This is a genomic window from Pseudomonas sp. PDM01, assembly GCF_014852325.1.
GTDB classification, from domain to species: domain Bacteria; phylum Pseudomonadota; class Gammaproteobacteria; order Pseudomonadales; family Pseudomonadaceae; genus Aquipseudomonas; species Aquipseudomonas migulae.
In genome coordinates, this window is record NZ_JACVBK010000005.1 from 241,844 (window position 1) to 260,267 (window position 18,424).

The 18,424-nt window shown below is 60.8% G+C and carries 16 protein-coding genes; 7 read left to right on the plus strand and 9 right to left on the minus strand.

Going from position 1 to position 18,424, the window contains the following annotated elements; genetic code table 11:
* Position 1: 1 nt before the first annotated feature.
* The 5 genes from pcaF to pcaR all read right to left on the minus strand — a co-directional run bounded on the left by pcaF (position 2) and on the right by pcaR (position 5,425).
* Entirely contained in the window at positions 2 to 1,207 is a 1,206-nt protein-coding gene (pcaF, locus tag IB246_RS14840; protein ID WP_177318175.1) for a 3-oxoadipyl-CoA thiolase, read from the minus strand.
* Positions 1,204 to 1,983, minus strand: coding sequence for a CoA-transferase subunit beta (locus IB246_RS14845; RefSeq protein ID WP_008025640.1), 780 nt, complete (start codon positions 1,981 to 1,983; stop codon positions 1,204 to 1,206). Before IB246_RS14845 ends, pcaF begins: the two co-directional genes overlap by 4 nt.
* Positions 1,983 to 2,840 carry a CoA transferase subunit A gene (locus tag IB246_RS14850; protein WP_008025638.1) on the minus strand — a complete coding sequence of 286 codons (858 nt, stop codon included), beginning with the start codon at positions 2,838 to 2,840 and terminating at the stop codon, positions 1,983 to 1,985. The genes IB246_RS14845 and IB246_RS14850 overlap by 1 nt, the downstream gene beginning before the upstream one ends.
* Before the next feature lie 268 nt (positions 2,841 to 3,108).
* On the minus strand, positions 3,109 to 4,455 hold the full coding sequence (locus IB246_RS14855; RefSeq protein WP_008039434.1) for an MFS transporter: 1,347 nt from the start codon (positions 4,453 to 4,455) through the stop codon (positions 3,109 to 3,111).
* A gap of 127 nt (positions 4,456 to 4,582) precedes the next feature.
* A complete protein-coding gene (gene pcaR / locus IB246_RS14860; RefSeq protein ID WP_008025635.1) occupies positions 4,583 to 5,425 on the minus strand; it encodes a pca regulon transcriptional regulator PcaR in 843 nt (280 codons plus the stop codon).
* A 667-nt stretch (positions 5,426 to 6,092) separates the two neighbouring features.
* Here pcaR and IB246_RS14865 point away from each other — a divergent pair.
* Complete coding sequence (locus IB246_RS14865) at positions 6,093 to 6,293, plus strand: hypothetical protein (RefSeq protein WP_007903846.1); 201 nt, start codon at positions 6,093 to 6,095, stop codon at positions 6,291 to 6,293.
* Positions 6,294 to 6,670: 377 nt separating this feature from the next.
* Positions 6,671 to 8,146, plus strand: a complete 1,476-nt coding sequence (locus IB246_RS14870) for an inorganic phosphate transporter (RefSeq protein WP_008025627.1) — start codon at positions 6,671 to 6,673, stop codon at positions 8,144 to 8,146.
* 1,196 nt (positions 8,147 to 9,342) lie between these two features.
* Here IB246_RS14870 and ccoM read toward each other — a convergent pair.
* Both ccoM and IB246_RS14875 read right to left on the minus strand, forming a co-directional pair.
* Entirely contained in the window at positions 9,343 to 9,459 is a 117-nt protein-coding gene (gene ccoM / locus IB246_RS28915) for a cytochrome c oxidase subunit CcoM (RefSeq protein WP_007906619.1), read from the minus strand.
* 142 nt (positions 9,460 to 9,601) lie between these two features.
* Positions 9,602 to 9,763: a hypothetical protein gene (locus IB246_RS14875; protein ID WP_085988412.1), complete on the minus strand. Its 162-nt coding sequence runs from the start codon at positions 9,761 to 9,763 to the stop codon at positions 9,602 to 9,604.
* A 186-nt stretch (positions 9,764 to 9,949) separates the two neighbouring features.
* Between IB246_RS14875 and IB246_RS14880 the strand changes: the two genes are divergently transcribed.
* The 3 genes from IB246_RS14880 (at position 9,950) to IB246_RS14890 (ending at position 12,700) form a co-directional block, all read left to right on the plus strand.
* Positions 9,950 to 10,843 (plus strand): LysR substrate-binding domain-containing protein, encoded by an 894-nt coding sequence (locus tag IB246_RS14880; RefSeq protein ID WP_008043588.1) that lies wholly within the window; start codon positions 9,950 to 9,952, stop codon positions 10,841 to 10,843.
* 202 nt (positions 10,844 to 11,045) lie between these two features.
* Positions 11,046 to 11,516: a RidA family protein gene (locus tag IB246_RS14885; RefSeq protein ID WP_008043590.1), complete on the plus strand. Its 471-nt coding sequence runs from the start codon at positions 11,046 to 11,048 to the stop codon at positions 11,514 to 11,516.
* Positions 11,513 to 12,700 carry an aminotransferase class V-fold PLP-dependent enzyme gene (locus IB246_RS14890; RefSeq protein ID WP_008043592.1) on the plus strand — a complete coding sequence of 396 codons (1,188 nt, stop codon included), beginning with the start codon at positions 11,513 to 11,515 and terminating at the stop codon, positions 12,698 to 12,700. The genes IB246_RS14885 and IB246_RS14890 overlap by 4 nt, the downstream gene beginning before the upstream one ends.
* Here IB246_RS14890 and IB246_RS14895 read toward each other — a convergent pair.
* Complete coding sequence (locus IB246_RS14895; RefSeq protein ID WP_008034222.1) at positions 12,697 to 13,038, minus strand: hypothetical protein; 342 nt, start codon at positions 13,036 to 13,038, stop codon at positions 12,697 to 12,699. The two genes, IB246_RS14890 and IB246_RS14895, sit on opposite strands and share 4 nt — an antisense overlap.
* Positions 13,039 to 13,257: 219 nt before the next feature.
* On the opposite strand from IB246_RS14895, the gene rapA reads away from it, so the two are divergent.
* Positions 13,258 to 16,104: an RNA polymerase-associated protein RapA gene (rapA, locus tag IB246_RS14900; protein WP_008043596.1), complete on the plus strand. Its 2,847-nt coding sequence runs from the start codon at positions 13,258 to 13,260 to the stop codon at positions 16,102 to 16,104.
* Positions 16,105 to 16,305: 201 nt separating this feature from the next.
* Here rapA and IB246_RS14905 read toward each other — a convergent pair whose 3' ends face one another.
* On the minus strand, positions 16,306 to 17,655 hold the full coding sequence (locus tag IB246_RS14905; protein WP_008043599.1) for a spinster family MFS transporter: 1,350 nt from the start codon (positions 17,653 to 17,655) through the stop codon (positions 16,306 to 16,308).
* 337 nt (positions 17,656 to 17,992) lie between these two features.
* Here IB246_RS14905 and IB246_RS14910 point away from each other — a divergent pair, with 337 nt between their 5' ends.
* A complete protein-coding gene (locus IB246_RS14910) occupies positions 17,993 to 18,352 on the plus strand; it encodes a YkgJ family cysteine cluster protein (RefSeq protein ID WP_032829148.1) in 360 nt (119 codons plus the stop codon).
* Positions 18,353 to 18,424 lie beyond the last annotated feature (72 nt).

Here is an 18,424-nt window from a genome sequence, read left to right on the forward strand (position 1 = left end):
GTCAGACCCGTTCGATGGCCAAGGCCAGACCCTGGCCAACGCCGACGCACATGGTCGCCAGACCTTTCTTGCCACCGGTTTTTTCCAGCTGATGCAACGCCGTCAACACCAGGCGCGCACCGCTCATGCCCAACGGATGGCCCAAGGCAATGGCGCCACCGTTCGGGTTGACCTGCGCCGCGTCGTCCGCCAGGCCCAGTTCACGCAACACCGCCAAGCCTTGGCTGGCGAAGGCTTCGTTGAGTTCGATCACATCGAAATCGCTGACCGCCAGGCCGAGGCGTTCGGTCAGTTTGCGCACTGCCGGCACCGGGCCGATGCCCATGACACGCGGTGCGACACCGGCGCTGGACATGCCCAGCACTTTGGCGCGAGCGGTCAAACCGTGTTTCTTCACCGCTTCGGCCGAAGCCAGAATCAGTGCCGCCGCGCCGTCGTTCACACCCGACGCATTGCCGGCGGTGACGGTTTTGTCGGGACCGTTGACCGGTTTCAGTTTGGCCAAGGTTTCCAGCGTGGTATCAGCGCGAGGATGTTCGTCCTGGCTGACGACGGTTTCACCCTTCTTGTGGGCAATCCGCACTTCAATGATTTCTTCCGCGAAAAATCCTGCAGCTTGCGCGGCGGCTGTCCGCTGCTGACTGCGCAGGGCGAACGCGTCCTGATCCTCGCGGGACACTTCGTAATCGTCCGCCACGTTGTCGGCGGTCTGCGGCATCGCATCGACACCGTATTGCGCTTTCATCAACGGGTTGATGAAACGCCAGCCGATGGTGGTGTCTTCCAGCTTCATGTTGCGCGAGAACGCCGCATCGGCCTTGCCCATCACGAACGGTGCGCGGGACATCGACTCGACGCCGCCGGCAATCGCCAGTTCCATTTCACCGCTGGCGATGGCGCGGAACGCGGTACCGATGGCATCCATGCCCGAAGCGCAGAGGCGATTGAGGGTCACGCCCGGAATGGTTTCCGGCAGGCCCGCCAGCAGCAGCGCCATGCGCGCCACGTTGCGATTGTCTTCGCCGGCCTGGTTGGCGCAGCCGAGGAACACCTCGTCCACGGCGTTCCAGTCCACTGACGGGTTGCGCTCCATCAATGCCTTGATCGGCACGGCGGCCAGGTCGTCGGCGCGAACCGCCGACAGGCCACCGCCGAAACGGCCGATGGGGGTGCGAATCGCGTCGCAGATATAAACGTCACGCATCACGCTTCTCCGGGTGCTTGGCCGTGGGCGGCGGCGGTGCGGGCTTCCAGATCCCTGAGTGCCTTGAGTTCAACCTCGGTCGGCTCGGCGGTGTGTTCAACAGTGTCGGCGAAACGAATCGCCCAACCGGTGGCCGCAACCACTTGCTCGCGGGTCACGCCAGGGTGCAACGCCGTGACCACGAATTCATGGGTGCCCGCTTCCGGTTCCATGATGCACAGGTCGGTAATGATGCCGACCGGACCGGCGCCCGGCAGACCCAGACGCTTGCGCGAATCGCCGCCCTCGCCATGGCCGACCGAAGTGATGAAGTCGAGCTTGTCGACGAAGGAACGCGACGACTGTTTAAGGATGATCAACACGCTTTTGGCCGAACCGGCGATTTCCGGCGCGCCACCGGCGCCCGGCAGACGGACTTTCGGTGCGTGATAATCGCCGACTACCGTGGTGTTGATGTTGCCGAAGCGGTCCACTTGCGCGGCGCCGAGAAAACCGACGTCGATGCGCCCGCCCTGCAACCAGTAGCGAAAAATCTCACCGGTCGGGACCACGGTGTCAGCGGTTTCCGCCAGTTCACCGTCACCAATCGACAGCGGCAATACACTCGGCTTGGCACCGATCGGACCCGATTCATAGATCAGGACTACGTCGGGCGAGGACGTCAGCCGCGCCAGGTTGGCCGCTTTCGACGGCAGGCCGATGCCAACGAAGCACACCGAACCATTCTTCAGTCGGCGAGCGGCGGCAACGGTCATCATTTCATTGGTGGTGTAAGTCATTACTTCGCCTCCGAAGCAGCGGCCAGCTTGGCCTGGAACTCGCTGAAGTCAGCGCAGCCATGGATGTACTCGTTGATCCACGCGGTGAAGGTTTCACGGTCGCGGGCAATCGGGTCCCAGGCCTGATAGAAACGGTTGTCACGCTCGTTGTAGCCGTGGGCGTAAGACGGATGCGCACCGCCGGGAACATGGCAGACAGCGCTCAAGGCCCAGGTCGGCAGCACGCAGGAGTTCATCGGTGCGTTGAGGTCGTCGACGATTTCTTCAACGGTGACGATGCAACGCTTGGCGGCCAGTGCGGCTTCTTTCTGCACGCCGAGGATGCCCCAGAGCAGCACGTTGCCTTTACGGTCGGCTTTCTGCGCGTGAATCACGGTGATGTCCGGGCGCACCGAAGGCACGGCGGCCAACACTTCGCCGGTGAACGGGCAGGTAACGGATTTGATCAGCGGATTGACCTTCGGCAGGTCGGAACCGGCGTAGGCACGCAGCACCGCGAACGGCAGGCCGGAGGCGCCAGCGACGTAGGCGTTCGCCAGGTCGGCGTGGCTGTGTTCTTCGATTTCCAGCGGGTGCGGCCACTGCTTCTCGACCGCATCACGCAGACGGTGCAGCGAACCCACGCCCGGGTTGCCGCCCCAGGAGAAAATCAGCTTGCGAGCACAACCGGCGCCGATCAACTGGTCGTAGATCAGGTCAGGCGTCATCCGCACCAGCGTCAGATCTTTCTTGCCCTGACGAATGATTTCGTGACCTGCCGCCGTAGGGATCAGGTGAGTGAAGCCTTCGAGCGCAACGGTATCGCCGTCGTTAACGAATTGCTTCACCGCGTCGTGCAGCGAAAGGATTTCAGCCATGGGGCAGGCTCCCGTTTTGTTATGAACCGACAGTGGTAGAAAAAGGCGCGATGCGCGCGCCGGAATGACTAGAGAGTAAGCCCCATAAAAACGCCAAACAATCCGATAATCGACTGAGTGTTCGTTTATCGAACAGATTGTTGTCTCGCTACCGACCTCAAAAGCTTCGCGGGCAAGCCTCGCTCCTACGGGTAATCACTGAACCTGTAGGAGCGAGGCTTGCCCGCGAAGAGTCCATCAAACCCACTGAAGATCCTGAAACCCGGACTCAGGTCGCATCCGCATGGCTGACCATGCCCTTGATCACCACCGCCGTAGTCGCCAACGCCGCCGGAATCACCAGCGCCGTCAGCACCTGTTCAAAGTTCCAGCCCAACCCCAGCAACGTCGCGCCCATCCACGCCCCGAGGATCGCGCCAAAGCGACCAATCCCGAGCATCCACGACACACCCGTCGCCCGACCTTGAGTCGGATAAAACCGCGCCGCCAAAGAAGGCATCGCCGATTGCGCGCCGTTGACACACATCCCCGCCACCAGCACCAGGGTTGCCAACAGCGTGATGTTGCCCAGGCTCTGCCCTACCGCGTAGGCAAACACCCCGGCCAGCAAGTAGAAAGTGCCGATGACTTTGTGCGGATTGAACCGGTCCATCGCCCAGCCTACGCCCACGGCGCTCAACACACCGCCGAACTGGAACAGCGCGCCGATGAACGCCGCTTGCTCCATGCTCGCGCCACTGTCACGCATCAGCGTCGGCAGCCAACTGGTCAGCAGGTAAACGATCACCAGGCCCATGAAGTAGGTCAGCCACAACAACAAGGTGCCGGTGCTGTAAGTGCCGGAGAAGATCACCGCAAACACGTTGCGCGCCTTCACGGTTTTCTGTTCCGGCACACTGAAGCTGGATGCCTGAGCGACAACGCTCGGATCGATCGGCGCCAGCGCCTTGCGTACCTTGTCGGTGCCGCGATTGCGCACAACCAGGTAACGCGCCGATTCCGGCAGCCAGAGCAGCAAAACGACGGTGAGGATCAGCGGCAGAATTCCGCCGATCAGCAACAGGCTGTGCCAGCCGAACGCCGGAATCAGCTTGGCCGAAATAAACCCGCCACCGGCCATGCCGAGGTTGAAGCCGCAGAACATGCTGGTCACCAGCAGGGATTTTTTGCGCTCCGGGGTGTATTCCGACAGCAACGTCGTGGCGTTCGGCATGCCGGCGCCCAGGCCCAGGCCGGTCAGGAAGCGCAGCACCAGCAATTGATCGACATTGGTGCTGTAAGCCGACGCCAGGCTGAAGGCGCCGAACAACAACACGGCGCCCACCAGTACGACTTTTCGCCCGAAGCGGTCAGCCAACGGGCCGGAACCCAGTGCACCGAAGACCATGCCGATCAACGCCGCACTCATCACCGGGCCGAGGCTGGCGCGATCGATGCCCCAGTCCTGGGACAGTGCTGGCGCGATGAAGCCCATGGCCGCGGTGTCGAGGCCATCGAGGAAGACAATCAGGAAACACAGGATCACCACTCGCCACTGGTAGCGCGAAATGGGTTGAGCATTGATGAAGGACTGCACGTCGAGGCAGTTTCCTACAGCAGACTGAGGCTGGTTCATTATTTTTATTCCACGCAAGAACGCAGTCGGACAGGTGCCAGCCTAGGCTGGCGCTGCCGCGACATTAGTGATCCTGGGGAAAGTGCGTCAATTCGTTAAACGCGAGTCTGGGCGATTACCGAACAGCTTAGGCAAACAGCTGGGCGCTGAGGTTGCGGCTGGCCGCCAGCAGACCCGGCAGGAACCGTTGCTCCAGCTCGTTGCGGCTGACCCGGCCGGCGTGCGTGCTGACGTTGAGCGCCGCCACCACTTGCCCGGAAGCGTCGTACACCGGAACGGCAATCGAGCGCAGGCCTTGTTCCAGTTCCTGATCGACGATGCACCAGCCTTGTTGCCGTACTTCCTGCAGGCACTCGAGCAACGCTTCGGGGGTATGCAGAGTGCGACTGGTCTTGGCTTGCAGGTCGGCATGGTCGAGGTATTCGCGCAGCGACGTGTCGTCCAGTGCCGCGAGAAGAATCCTGCCCATGGAGGTGCAATAGGCGGGCAAGCGTCCGCCCACCGACAGGTCCACCGAGATCAGACGCTGAGTGGTCGCCGAGCGGGCGATGTACAAAATGTCGTCGCCTTCCAGTGTGGCCATGTTGCAGGCCTCATGAAGTTGCTCGCTCATGCGGTCGAGGTAAGGCTGGGCCGACACCGCCAACGGGGTCGAGGACAGATAGGCATGGCCGAGGGTCAGCACTTTGGGCAGCAGCGAATAGGTGCGACCGTCGGTGGTGGCGTAGCCGAGTTTGATCAGGGTGTGCAGGCAACGTCGCACAGCGGCGCGGGGAATTTCCGTGCGGTGACTGATCTGGGCGATGGTCAAATGCCGTTTGCGCTCCTGGAACGCTTGCACCACGGCCAGGCCACGGGCCAGGGACGTCATGAAATCCGGGTCGCCGGTCAGGGCCTGGATCCGCTTGGCGGGCGACGCGACTATCGGCGGCGCTACTGAAGCGAAGGAATTGCGCATTTGCTCGTTCATATCAGGTCCTTTTCCCACACGGATCGGCGAAGGCTATTACATGCGGCCCCGGGTTCGGCGCACAAGCCACAGGCAGCCAAGATCGGGCGATTATCGAACGGCCGACCGATAATCGCAATCAGCCCTATGGACGCGGCAGTCGCAGTGCAGGTTTCGGCTCGCTCCCTATTACATGTTTTGCCTTTGCTTGAACTCGCCGTTAAAGCACCCCATGTAAGCTTTAACTTGTTCGGCTTAATGACGCCAGAAAGACATCACTGCTAAGTGACCGCGAAACTTTCAAGTAACAAAACAATCACACATTGCCATTCATTTTTAACTCCTTGGCGATAGTGTTCTGCAAATCGACCGCTATAATGCAACTCAGTGACCCCTCGGTTTTTACTTGCCGATTGCGTCACCCGGCAGCACGATGTTCCATCGCGGCTGCCCGCAGCAAGTGCCTGTCGTTCATTTCATATGCTCCGCCAGCGCGCTCGCTGAAACAGGAATCTGATGCTACGTCAGCCGTTTTGCTCTGGTGCCGTGGCCGCCTGCAACATGGAAGTATTGATTGCCGTGTCGTAAAACGATGCCTTTGCGGGCATTGTCCTTTCGGCGAGCGTGGTCAATGCATTTGCTGCAGCGCGATTTACCAGAATTAATCTCAACCCATACAGGTAGCACTGTGACGAAAGACGAACTGCGCGCGGAACTTGAGCGCCAGGAACAACGTTACAAGGAAGTTTACGGCGGGGAAGTCACCACCTACGCCGCTCAGCCCGAACCGGAACGCAAACCCTGGCGTAAACGCGCCACCGTTCAGGATCAGGCTTTTTCCCAGGAATTGCAGAAGATGGAAAAGGAACTCAAAGCCGAAGAGCCATGATTGCCCCGGCCTGATTCCTTTCAAGGGCCCGCGCCTGCCCCCGTTAAAAGCGGGAAGCAATGATGTTGCCATTCGCGCCCGCTACGAGCGGGCAGCGGCTTCCTCATCCATCTGATGAGGCAAATGGCTCATGTCTGGCCCTCTTCTCAGATATTTCACACAAGCGTTCAAACCTCTCGCCTACAAGAGAGAAAACCTTGTGCCTGCGGGCTTTCCAAAGAAATTCAACGACTTGCAAAACCCGGTAAAAGCCCGGCGCCTGGGCTATTGCCGCAAACTAATTCGTTGAAGAATGTTACCGATGAGCAGCTAGTGCATCGATTAGCAGTCTTTTCTGGCATAATCGCGCCCCCTTATGACCGGGTCAGAAAACCTTCATGATCGATTTATTCAGCGGACTGGATGCTTGGGTGCTTGTGAGCCTCTTGCTCGCCCTCGCCTTTGTCCTCGCCTTCGAGTTCATCAACGGCTTTCATGACACTGCAAACGCGGTGGCCACTGTTATCTACACCAAAGCCATGCCGCCTCATCTGGCCGTGTTCTTTTCCGGTGTGTTCAACTTTCTTGGCGTGCTGCTGGGCGGTGTCGGCGTGGCGTATGCCATCGTCCACCTGCTGCCGGTAGAACTGCTGATCAATGTGAACACCGGTCACGGGCTGGCCATGGTGTTCTCGTTGCTCGCCGCCGCCATCACCTGGAACCTGGGCACCTGGTACTTCGGTATCCCGGCCTCCAGCTCCCACACGCTGATCGGTTCGATCCTCGGGGTCGGCCTGGCCAACGCCCTGATCAACGACATTCCGTTGGCCGATGGTGTGAACTGGCAGAAGGCGATCGATATCGGTGCCTCCCTGGTGTTCTCGCCAATGGCCGGCTTCCTGGTCGCCGCGCTGATTCTGATCGGCCTTAAATGGTGGCGTCCGCTGTCGAAGATGCACAAGACGCCGGAACAGCGCCGCAAGATCGACGACAAGAAGCATCCGCCGTTCTGGAACCGCCTGGTGCTGGTGATCTCGGCCATGGCCGTGAGCTTCGTGCACGGTTCCAACGATGGTCAGAAAGGTATCGGCCTGATCATGCTGGTGCTGATCGGTATCGTGCCGGCGCAGTTCGTGCTCGATCTGGGCAGCACCACGTACCAGATCGAACGGACTCGCGATGCGACCCTGCACCTGAGCCAGTTCTACAAACGCAATGCCGATACGCTGGGCGAGTTCCTGGCACTGGGCAAAAGCGTGGAAGGCGATCTGCCGGAGAAATTCCGTTGCAACCCGAAACAGACCGAACCGACCATTTCCGCCCTGCTCGACACCCTTAAAGGTGTGGCCGATTACCACTCGTTGTCGGCGGAAAGCCGCATCGAAGTGCGTCGCTATCTGCTCTGCCTGGACGACACGGCCAAGAAAGTCAGCAAACTGCCAAGCCTCGCAGCCCGTGAAAAGGCTGACCTGGACAAACTGCGCAAAGACCTGACCACCACCACCGAATACGCTCCGTTCTGGGTAATCCTGGCGGTCGCACTGGCTCTGGGCCTGGGTACCATGGTCGGCTGGAAACGCGTGGTACTGACCATCGGCGAGAAGATCGGCAAGCAAGGCATGACTTACTCCCAGGGCATGTCGGCGCAGATCACGACGGCGAGCCTGATCGGCATGGCCAACATCTTCAGCCTGCCGGTGTCCACCACCCACGTTCTGTCTTCGGGCGTGGCCGGCACTATGGTCGCCAACAAAAGCGGCCTGCAAGGTGGCACCGTCAAAACCATCCTGCTGGCCTGGGTCCTGACCCTGCCGGCAACCGTGGGCCTGTCGGCCGGCCTGTTCTGGCTGGCGTCGAAGGCACTGGCCAGCTGATACATCGCTGCAACGAAAAAGGCGCGTTCCGTGAGGTTCGCGCCTTTTTTAATCGCTGTGTTTTAGTGAACTTCACGAAGCACGCGAGCTGGGGGGGCGGTGTTGGATGGGGTGCATATCCGTTTCTGCGGTGATGGCGGCTATTGGTTTCGCCCTTACGGCGAGTCACTTTGGAAAAGCCCCAAAGTAACCAAAGCGCTCTTGCCCCTTTCGTTCGGTGCCTCGCCTAGGCTCGGCATGCCCTCGCTCCGGTCCTGCTCCGTGGGCCCGCCGCCATCGGCCATCCATGGCCGGGGGCGGCTAACCCGGCATCCATGCCGGGTTGCCCACTGCGCAGAACCTCCACTCGGCCTCTCGAGGGGGCGCTCAGATCAAAAGCTGAAGGCGAGCTAACGCTCGGCCTGATGAGTGGTGGAAATCAAAAGCAAACGCCGATCCCTGTAGGAGCCGGCTTGCCGGCGAAAAGCGTTTGGGCGACGCGTTCATTCAGACAGCCCGCGTTATCGTTGGCGTCCATCGCCAGCAAGCTGGCTCCTACAGGGGAAATGCAGATGTGTTTGGATAAATACGATCAACTGTAGGAGCCGGCTTGCTGCGGGCGGCGTTCCGACGATAGCGGTGGGTTAGTCAACGTATGTATTGGCTGAACGGACGCCATCGCCAGCAAGCCGGCTCCTACAGGGGATCGGTGTACAGGTCCGGAATGAGTGAACGCAGCCAAGAAGGATAGCGCGGCCACCCAAAGAGCCAGGTCGGCTTTCAGGCCGCCTCGGCGGCTGTGGCGGTGGTCGCCCCCTCGAGAGGCCGAGTGGAGGTTCTGCGCAGTGGGCAACCCGGCATGGATGCCGGGTTAGCCGCGCACGGCCAGGGATGGCCGATCGCGGCGGGCCCACGGAGCAGGACCGGAGCGAGGGTATGCCGAGCCTAGGCGAGGCACCGAACGAAAGGGGCAAAAGCGCTTTGGTTACTTTGGGGCTTTTCCAAAGTGACTCGCCGTAAGGGCGAAACCAATAGCCGCCATCACCACAGAAACGGATATGTACCCCACCCAACAATCAACCTGAAAACCCCAGGCCGTTGCCCAACTCAGAACCTCCCACCACCAACCCGCACAAACCACCAGATTCTCGCAGGCAAAAAAAAGGGCAACCGAAGTTGCCCAAAATGCCTTGCGTGCTCATTGCATCCAGAAAGACCTACGGTTTTTTCCGTTTGTGCGAATCTTTCCAGATAAAAAATCCAAACCCTGCGAAAAACAGAACCATGAGGCCGACTGTCAGCACTCCGGCGATCACCACGTTGTCGAAAAACATGACTGGCCTCCTGCACTTGCCCTGTTGCGATGGGGCTAAGTTAACCAATCAGGCAGGAGAGGAAATTGACCGGGATCAATATCGCCCGAGACTGGGCGCAAAGGAGGGGGAAAACTGATCTACATCAACGGATGCAAGGGGTTTAACGCTTTTTCGGTTTGCTCTTCGGCTTCTTCTTCGCCTTGCCCAACGGCATTGCCTGCTCGAATGCCTGGCGCACTTCGTTCAGGCGTTTTTCGTTGAGGTCATGAACACGCTTGGCGCGTTCGGAATTGAGGTCGATCAGTTTGTCGTCTTGGCTCATGGTCTTCAGTGCATCGTGTGAAATGAAGTTCAACTGCCGCATCGCTCGGCAGGATTGCGCCAATAATGCGGTCTGGCGCCCGCGCTGACCAGTCGCCTGCGTAACAGCGGCTTAACAAAATATGTGCTCATGGCGTTTTTTCAACGCACAATCGCGACTTTGCGATGGACCCAAAGGACCCGCGCCGTGGAACTGCACCAGGATCTGCCTCCCTTGATGGCCCTGCGCGCCTTTGAGGCCGTGGCGCGTCATTTGAGTTTCATCAAGGCCGCCGATGAATTGTCGGTGACCCAGAGTGCAATCAGCCATCAAGTGCAGAACCTGGAACAGTTCCTCAACCAGCGACTGTTTATCCGCCGCACCCGGGCCATCGATCTGACACCAGCCGGGGCAGCCTACTACCGGCAGATTCAACCGGCCCTCGCCTCCATCGCCCTGGCCACCCGTGAACTGCGGGGCAATGAGCACCAGGAAAGCCCCCTGCGCATCGGCCTGCTCGCCTCGTTCGCCACCCTGTGGCTGGCGCCGCGCCTGGCCAGTTTCAACGCGCGCCACCCGCACATTCATGTCGAACTCCTGCCCTCGGTGCAACTGGCCGACGTCGGCGGCGGCGAAGTCGACCTGGCCATCCGCTACGGCAAAGGTGGCTGGCCGAAAGTCCAGGCCCGGCGCTTTATGGTGGAAACACTGACCCCGGTCTGCAGCCCGGCGTTCAAGGCCAAGGGCACCGACCAAGGCCCGCTGCTCATGGCCAAGTCGCACCAGCCGTTCGAGTGGATCGACTGGAGCGCGCACAACGCCATCGACCTCAGCCATTGCCCCAGCGTCATGCTCCACGACTACAACATCGTCGTCGAAGCCGCCGTGGCCGGCCAAGGCATCGCCATGGGACGTCATCACTTGATCGAGCGCCGACTCAAGGACGGCTCGTTGGTAGAAGCCTTCTCCACCCCGCCGTTCATTAGCGATATCGGCTATTGGCTGGTCACGCCCGAGCGACCGCCGAGCCACGCGGCACAATGCTTTAGTGAATGGCTGAATGAGATGGCCAACATCGCACACAAATCTCACGGCGACTGAAGTTCAAAATTGTGGGAGCGAGCCTGCTCGCGAAGGCCCTGTCCCATCCAACATTCATGTGACTGACACACCCTTTCGCGAGCAGGCTCGCTCCCACATTCGATCTACGCATGAGCCAATTGAATACGTCGGATTAAATCTATCCGTTTGTCGCACTCCCCGTCCGCCAACATGCTGAAGCCTTCATTCAGGAGGATTCACCATGACCGATTCACTCGCCCACCGTGTCCAGCAACTTGGCCTGAGCCTGCCGACACCGAGCCAGCCCATCGCCAACTACGTCAACCACGTGGTCAGCCAGAACCAGTTGTTCATTTCCGGTCAGATTCCGCTACTGGACGGCAAACCGGCATTCATCGGCCGATTGGGAGAGTCGATCTCCGATGAAGAAGGCGCCAACGCCGCCGAACTTGCCGCGCTGGGCCTGCTCGCACAATTGAGCGATGCGCTCGGTGATGACCTGTCGAAACTGGTGCGCATCATCCGTCTTGGCGTGTTCATCGCCAGCGCCGCGGATTTTGCGCGTCAAGGTGCGGTCGCCAATGGCGCGTCCAACCTGTTGGTCAATGCCCTCGGCGAAAAAGGCCGGCATGTGCGCACGGCTGTCGGCGTATCGAGCCTGCCCGGCGGCGTGGCCGTGGAAATCGACGCGATTTTCGAGCTGCGTCCATGAACCTCGACGAAGTGGAGCGTTTGCGAGCGGCGACGCCGGGGTGCGCCAGCGTGATTCACTTCAACCACGCCGGCGCCTCGTTGCCGAGCCAGGCCACCCTCGACGCGATCATCGAGCAACTGCGACTCGAAGCCCGCTGCGGCCCCATGGAGGCCGCCGACCAGAGCGTGCAGGCCCGCGCTCGCAGTGCGGCGGCCCTGCTGCTCAATGCAAACACTGAAAACATCGCGTTCGCCAGCAGCGGTTCGGCTGCCTGGGGCATGGCATTCAATGCATTGGGGCCATGGCAGGACGGCGAGCGGATTTTGGTCGGGCGCCATGAATGGGGCGGCAATCTGGCCTGCATCGCCGGGGCCGTCAGCGCCGGGGCGCGGCTGGAGGTGATTCCCTGCGATGAGACGGGCGCCGTGTCCGTGTCCGCCCTCCAGCAGATGATCGACCCGAAGGTGAAGCTGATCGCGCTGACCTGGCTGCCGGCCAATGGCGGCCTGATCAACCCGGCCGAGGCCATCGGCGCCGTGGCGCGCCAGCACGGCATTCCCTACTTCATCGACGCCGGCCAGGCGCTGGGGCAATTGCCCTGCGATGTGCAGGCGTTGAACTGCGATGTGCTCAAGGGCGCCGGACGCAAATTCCTCCGTGGCCCGCGAGGAACGGCGTTGTTGTACATCAAACCGGGGTTTCTCGAACGTCTCGTGCCCGGCCATCTGGACGTGCTTTCCGCACCGTGGGACGGCGAAGGTTTCTCGGTGCGTGACGATGCGCGGCGGTTTGAAACCAGTGAAGTGTCGGTGGCTTTGCTGGCCGGGCTGGCCAATGCGCTGGAGGAGTTCAACCACTTGGGTGCAACCCGGATTCGCCAGCGGATCGAAAGCTTGAGCGGGCAACTGCGCGAACGCCTTGAGTCGGTCAGCGGGCTGACGCTACACAACCTGGGGCCGGCGAATCAGCAATCAGGCTTGGTCGCCTTCACGCTCAAGGGTTGGGACAGCGTTGAATTGAAGCAGCGGCTGGCGCAACGAGGGATCAACATCGGCGCCAATGGCGTCGCCTATACACCGCTGGATATGCAGGCCCGAGGGCTGGACAGCATCGCGCGGATTGCCGTCAGTTACCTCAATACCGAAGAAGAAATGGATGTACTGCTCAACGCCCTCAACGAACTTTCCCTCATCAAGGACTAAATCTGAATGTCGACCCACAACCCCTGACGCGGCTCGTCGTCCATCAATGGCGCGACCGGCACGGTGTTATCCGCGTTGAGCTCAGTGCCGGGAATCGCCAGGTGCTCTTCAGGATCTTCATCGGCTTCACGGCGACGGCGTTCCTTTTCCTGCTTGCGGCGCTGTTCCTCGCGCAGCTGAAACGCCGCCTCTTCCGGATCGCGCTGTTGCAGGTCGATCGTGCTTTCGTTGGAGCTTTCCTGCACCGGTACAACAGGCGGAATATCCGGGCGCTGGCGGATCGGGTCGTGCTGTGAAGTGATCGGCACGGCACTCAAGGGGAGCATCGGTGGCAGCATAATTATTTGTCTCCTGTCAGCAGGCTGTCGGCTGCGGGGATGGCGACTTGAGCCATCGGTCGCAAACTGTGACCGGATTGGCACTAACAAGTGCCCCGGCCCGCACACGTCTCAAGCGGTGGACTAACGTAAGACTGTGAGTTTTTCTGAGAGTCCTTTGGCCCTGAAGCCCTCATTCCGTTAAGATAGCCCGCTTTTTCAAGGTGGGAGTCAGGCAGCATGGCGCAGCAGTATCAACCGGGGCAACGCTGGATCAGTGACAGCGAAGCCGAGCTGGGTTTAGGCACCGTTCTGGCACAGGACGGCCGCTTGTTGACCGTGCTCTATCCGGCCACTGGCGAGACTCGCCAGTACGCGCTACGGAATGCGCCCCTCACCCGCGTGCGTTTTTCGCCGGGCGATTCGATCATTCACTTCGAAGGCTGGAAACTGACCGTACAGGAAGTCGACGACATCGACGGCCTGCTGATCTACCACGGTCTCAACGCGCAGAACGAAGTGGTCACCCTGCCAGAAACCCAGCTGTCGAACTTCATTCAGTTCCGACTGGCCAGCGACCGTTTGTTCGCCGGGCAGATCGACCCGCTGGCCTGGTTCTCCCTGCGCTACAACACCCTGGAACATACCAGCCGCCAGTTGCAATCCTCGCTCTGGGGCCTGGGCGGCGTGCGCGCGCAACCGATCGCGCACCAGTTGCACATCGCCCGTGAAGTCGCCGACCGCATTGCGCCGCGGGTATTGCTGGCGGACGAAGTGGGCCTGGGCAAAACCATCGAAGCCGGCCTGGTGATCCATCGCCAACTGCTCTCGGGCCGCGCCAACCGCGTGCTGATCCTGGTGCCGGAAAACCTGCAGCACCAGTGGCTGGTGGAAATGCGCCGCCGCTTCAACCTGCAAGTCGCGCTGTTCGACGAAGAACGCTTCATCGAAAGCGATGCCGCCAACCCGTTCGAAGACACCCAGCTCGCGCTGGTCGCTCTGGAATGGCTGGTGGAAGACGAAAAGGCCCAGGACGCGCTGTTCGCCGCCGGTTGGGACTTGATGGTCGTCGACGAAGCCCACCACCTGGTGTGGCACGAAGACAAGGCCAGCCCTGAGTACTCGCTGGTCGAACAGTTGGCTGAAGTCATTCCCGGCGTATTGCTGCTGACCGCCACCCCGGAACAACTGGGTCAGGACAGCCACTTCGCACGTCTGCGCCTGCTCGACCCGAACCGTTTCCATGACCTGCACGCCTTCCGTGCCGAGAGCGAGAACTATCGCCCGGTGGCCGAAGCCGTTCAGGAGCTGCTGGACAAGGGGCGTCTGTCGCCTGAAGCGCACAAGACCATTCACGGTTTCCTCGGCAACGAAGGCGAAGCGCTGCTGAGCGCCGTCAATGATGGCGACACCGAAGCCAGTGCCCGCCTGGTCCGTGAACTGCTCGACCGCCACGGCACTGGCCGCGTGCTGTTCCGCAACACCCGCGCCGCCGTGCAGGGTTTCCCGGAGCGCAAACTGCACCCGTACCCGCTGCCGTGCCCCGACGAATACCTCGAACTGCCGCTGGGCGATCACGCCGAGCTGTACCCGGAAGTCAGCTTCCAGGCCCAGCCGGACGCCAACGAAGAAGAACGCTGGTGGAAATTCGACCCGCGCGTCGAGTGGCTGATCGACCAGTTGAAAATGCTCAAGCGCACCAAAGTGCTGGTGATCTGCGCCCACGCCGAAACCGCCATGGACCTGGAAGACGCCCTGCGCGTGCGTTCCGGTATTCCTGCGACGGTGTTCCACGAAGGCATGAACATCCTTGAGCGTGACCGCGCCGCCGCTTACTTCGCCGATGAAGAATTTGGCGCGCAAGTGCTGATCTGCTCGGAAATCGGCAGTGAAGGTCGCAACTTCCAGTTCTCGCACCACCTGGTGCTGTTCGATCTGCCGTCGCACCCGGACCTGCTGGAGCAGCGGATCGGTCGTCTCGACCGGATCGGCCAGAAGCACATCATCGAACTGCACGTGCCGTACCTCGAAACCAGCCCGCAAGAGCGCTTGTTCCAGTGGTACCACGAAGCGTTGAACGCTTTCCTCAACACCTGCCCGACCGGCAACGCCTTGCAGCATCAGTTCGGCCCGCGCCTGCTGCCGCTGCTGGAAAATGCCGACGACGGCGAGTGGCAAGCGCTGATCGACGAGGCTCGCACCGAGCGTGAGCGCCTGGAAGCCGAGCTGCACACTGGCCGTGACCGCTTGCTGGAACTCAATTCCGGCGGCGCTGGCGAAGGTGATGCGCTGGTCGAGGACATCCTCGAGCAAGACGATCAGTTCACGCTGCCGATCTACATGGAAACCCTGTTCGACGCCTTTGGCATCGACAGTGAAGACCACTCGGAAAACGCCCTGATCCTCAAGCCGAGCGAAAAAATGCTCGACGCCAGCTTCCCGCTGGGCGACGACGAAGGCGTGACCATCACTTACGACCGCAACCAGGCGCTGTCTCGCGAAGACATGCAGTTCATCACCTGGGAACACCCGATGGTGCAAGGCGGCATGGACCTGGTGCTGTCCGGTTCGATGGGCAACACCGCCGTGGCGCTGATCAAGAACAAGGCGCTGAAACCGGGCACCGTGTTGCTGGAACTGCTCTACGTCAGCGAAGTGGTTGCACCGCGTTCGCTGCAACTGGGTCGTTACCTGCCGCCGGCCGCGCTGCGCTGCCTGCTCGATGCCAATGGCAATGACCTGTCGGCCCGGGTGTCGTTCGAGACCCTGAACGATCAACTGGAAAGCGTACCGCGTGCCAGCGCCAACAAGTTCATCCAGGCTCAGCGCGATCAGCTGACGCCACGGATCAACGCCGGTGAAGAGAAAATCTTCCCGCGTCATGCCGAGCGCGTGACTGAGGCGCAACGTCGTCTCGCGGCTGATACCGATGAAGAACTGGCCCGCCTGACCGCGTTGCAAGCGGTCAACCCGACCGTACGCGACAGCGAACTGGTTGCCCTGCGTAAACAGCGGGAACAAGGTCTGGCGATGCTCGACAAGGCAGCGCTGCGACTGGAAGCGATTCGGGTATTGGTGGCGGGTTAATCGTCCTGCCCCACCTCGTGCAATGAAAAAGGCCCGCAGCGATGCGGGCCTTTTTTTGTCTCGGAAAAACCAAACAATCCCTGTAGGAGCCGGCTTGCTGGCGATGGTCGTTAACGATAACGCGTACTGACTGGTTCACCGCGGCGTATTCGAGTCCATCGCCAGCAAGCCGGCTCCTACAGGTTCTCTATTGCAAATCTCCTACGCGGTGACTGCCGGGATCTGCGGCTCAACCACCGCCACCAACCCTTCCTTCATCCGCTTCGCATCCCGCACAAAACACCGCGACGCCATGAACAGGAACACCATCGTAAAGAACAGCGCCACCGGGATCAGGTACATCGCGTCATGCAGGCCAACAGCCTTGAACGCTTCGGTCATCTGTTCGGCGCCGGCCGCCAGCATCGCCGTGTGCGCAAAGTGATCGGACAAACCGCCCACCACCACCGGCCCCAATCCACCACCCAGCAAATACAGCCCGGCAAAGAACAACGCCATCGCCGTGGCCCGCAGGCGTGGTTCGACCACGTCCTGGATGGCCGTGTAAACGCAGGTGTAGAAGTTGTAGGCGAACAACCAGCCCAGACTGAACACCGCCACGAACACCCCGATCTCGATCCGCCCGGCATGCAACGCCCACGCGGTGCACACCGTCGAAACGATCAGGCTGAACGCCGCAAACAGCAGCCGCCCATTGGCCACCCGCTGGTGAATCTTGTCTGCGACCCAGCCGCCCAACGTCAGGCCGAACAGCCCCGTCACACCGACGATCACACCGGTCGCCACCGCCGCTTCGTGCAATGGCATCTGGAAGTAGCGTTGCAGCATCGGCACCAGGAAGGAGTTGCAGGCATAGGTCGCGAAGTTGAAGCACAGCCCCGCCATCACCAGCCACAGAAAGGTCGGCACCGCCAGCACCCGGCGGATCGGCCGGTCCACACGCTCCTGCGAGACCTGCACACTTTCCGCTGCGCCGCGTTTCGGTTCCTTGATGAAAAACATGAAGACCGCCAGGATCAGCCCCGGCACCGCCGCGATGAAGAACGGCGCGCGCCAGCTGTCGAACGCCTTGACCATCCAGCCGATGGTGAAGAACGCCAGCAGCAGGCCCAACGGCAGACCCAACATGAAAATGCCCATCGCACGCGCACGGCGGTGGGCCGGGAACAGGTCGCCGATCAGCGAGTTGGCGGCAGGTGCGTAACTGGCCTCACCGATACCGATGCCCATGCGCACGATCAGGAAACTCCAGAAACTGCCCACCAGCCCGTTGACCGCTGTCAGCCCGCTCCAGGCCGCCAGCCCCCACCCCATCAACTTGGCGCGCGAACCGGTATCGGCCATCCGCCCCAGCGGCAGCCCGGCAATCGCATAGACAATGGTGAAGGCGGTACCGATGATGCCCAGCTGAAAGTCGCTGAGATGCCATTCCATACGGATCGGCTCGATGATGATGGCCGGAATGGTGCGATCGAAGAAGTTGAACAGATTGGCCAGGAACAGCAGGAACAGAATGCGCCAGGCATTCGCCGCTTGGGTCGAGTTCTGCATGGGTCCGTCTCTTTTTATTGTTTTTGGGGCATCACTGTCCCCGGAACCTGCAATCTAGTCAGGCCCGGTGCAACTGTCTGTAATTATTCGTAAGGCTGATATCAACCCATGGCGCCAGTGGAACCGGCTTGCAAGCGATGGCGATGCCACATTCAACATTCATGTGACTGATATACCGGTCGCATCGCCCGTCCCACAGTGGGTTGGTGGTGTTTTCCATGATCCGACCAACCGTTGAAAAATACCTCTGCGCCCCCCTTCCAAAGCCCGAGGCGAAGCCTAGAATAGCGGCCTTGTCTGCCACACCATGCCCCCATCCCTCCTTTGATTATCGCCCATGTCCGAAGCCAGTCCGTGTCTGAATTGCGGTGCCTGCTGTTCTCACTTTCGCGTGTCTTTTTTCTGGGGTGAATGCACCTCGGCCGGAGGTGTAGTGCCCGATGAACTGGTGGCGCCGATCAGCCCCAGCCGGGTGGCCATGCTCGGCACCGACTGTAAACCGACTCGTTGTGTCGGATTGGTCGGTGAAGTCGGCACCGCGGTGCAATGCTCGATTTACGACCAACGCTCCAGTACTTGCCGCGAGTTCGATGCCTCTTGGGCCAACGGCGAGGCGAATGTGGATTGCGATGCGGCACGAGCCGCCTTCGGGTTACCAGCGCTGCAACCCGATTTACCTTATGAGCAGATCGCCTGAGCCTTAGCCGTAAACGCTATAACACTTATGCCAAAATCATTAGTGCCAATGTGCCATCACCGCTGACGCTCT

Excerpts from the sequence above, each read along its gene's own strand:
- IB246_RS14890 (WP_008043592.1), top strand. The coding sequence starts at position 11,513 with ATGAACCTCGACGAAGTGGAGCGTTTGCGAGCGGCGACGCCGGGGTGC.
- IB246_RS14905 (WP_008043599.1), bottom strand. The coding sequence starts at position 17,655 with ATGCAGAACTCGACCCAAGCGGCGAATGCCTGGCGCATTCTGTTCCTG.
- IB246_RS14885 (WP_008043590.1), top strand. The coding sequence starts at position 11,046 with ATGACCGATTCACTCGCCCACCGTGTCCAGCAACTTGGCCTGAGCCTG.
- IB246_RS14910 (WP_032829148.1), top strand. The coding sequence starts at position 17,993 with ATGTCCGAAGCCAGTCCGTGTCTGAATTGCGGTGCCTGCTGTTCTCAC.
- IB246_RS14855 (WP_008039434.1), bottom strand. The coding sequence starts at position 4,455 with ATGAACCAGCCTCAGTCTGCTGTAGGAAACTGCCTCGACGTGCAGTCC.
- IB246_RS14850 (WP_008025638.1), bottom strand. The coding sequence starts at position 2,840 with ATGGCTGAAATCCTTTCGCTGCACGACGCGGTGAAGCAATTCGTTAAC.
- ccoM (WP_007906619.1), bottom strand. The coding sequence starts at position 9,459 with ATGTTTTTCGACAACGTGGTGATCGCCGGAGTGCTGACAGTCGGCCTC.
- rapA (WP_008043596.1), top strand. The coding sequence starts at position 13,258 with ATGGCGCAGCAGTATCAACCGGGGCAACGCTGGATCAGTGACAGCGAA.
- pcaR (WP_008025635.1), bottom strand. The coding sequence starts at position 5,425 with ATGAACGAGCAAATGCGCAATTCCTTCGCTTCAGTAGCGCCGCCGATA.
- IB246_RS14845 (WP_008025640.1), bottom strand. The coding sequence starts at position 1,983 with ATGACTTACACCACCAATGAAATGATGACCGTTGCCGCCGCTCGCCGA.
- IB246_RS14875 (WP_085988412.1), bottom strand. The coding sequence starts at position 9,763 with ATGAGCCAAGACGACAAACTGATCGACCTCAATTCCGAACGCGCCAAG.
- IB246_RS14870 (WP_008025627.1), top strand. The coding sequence starts at position 6,671 with ATGATCGATTTATTCAGCGGACTGGATGCTTGGGTGCTTGTGAGCCTC.
- IB246_RS14895 (WP_008034222.1), bottom strand. The coding sequence starts at position 13,038 with ATGCTGCCACCGATGCTCCCCTTGAGTGCCGTGCCGATCACTTCACAG.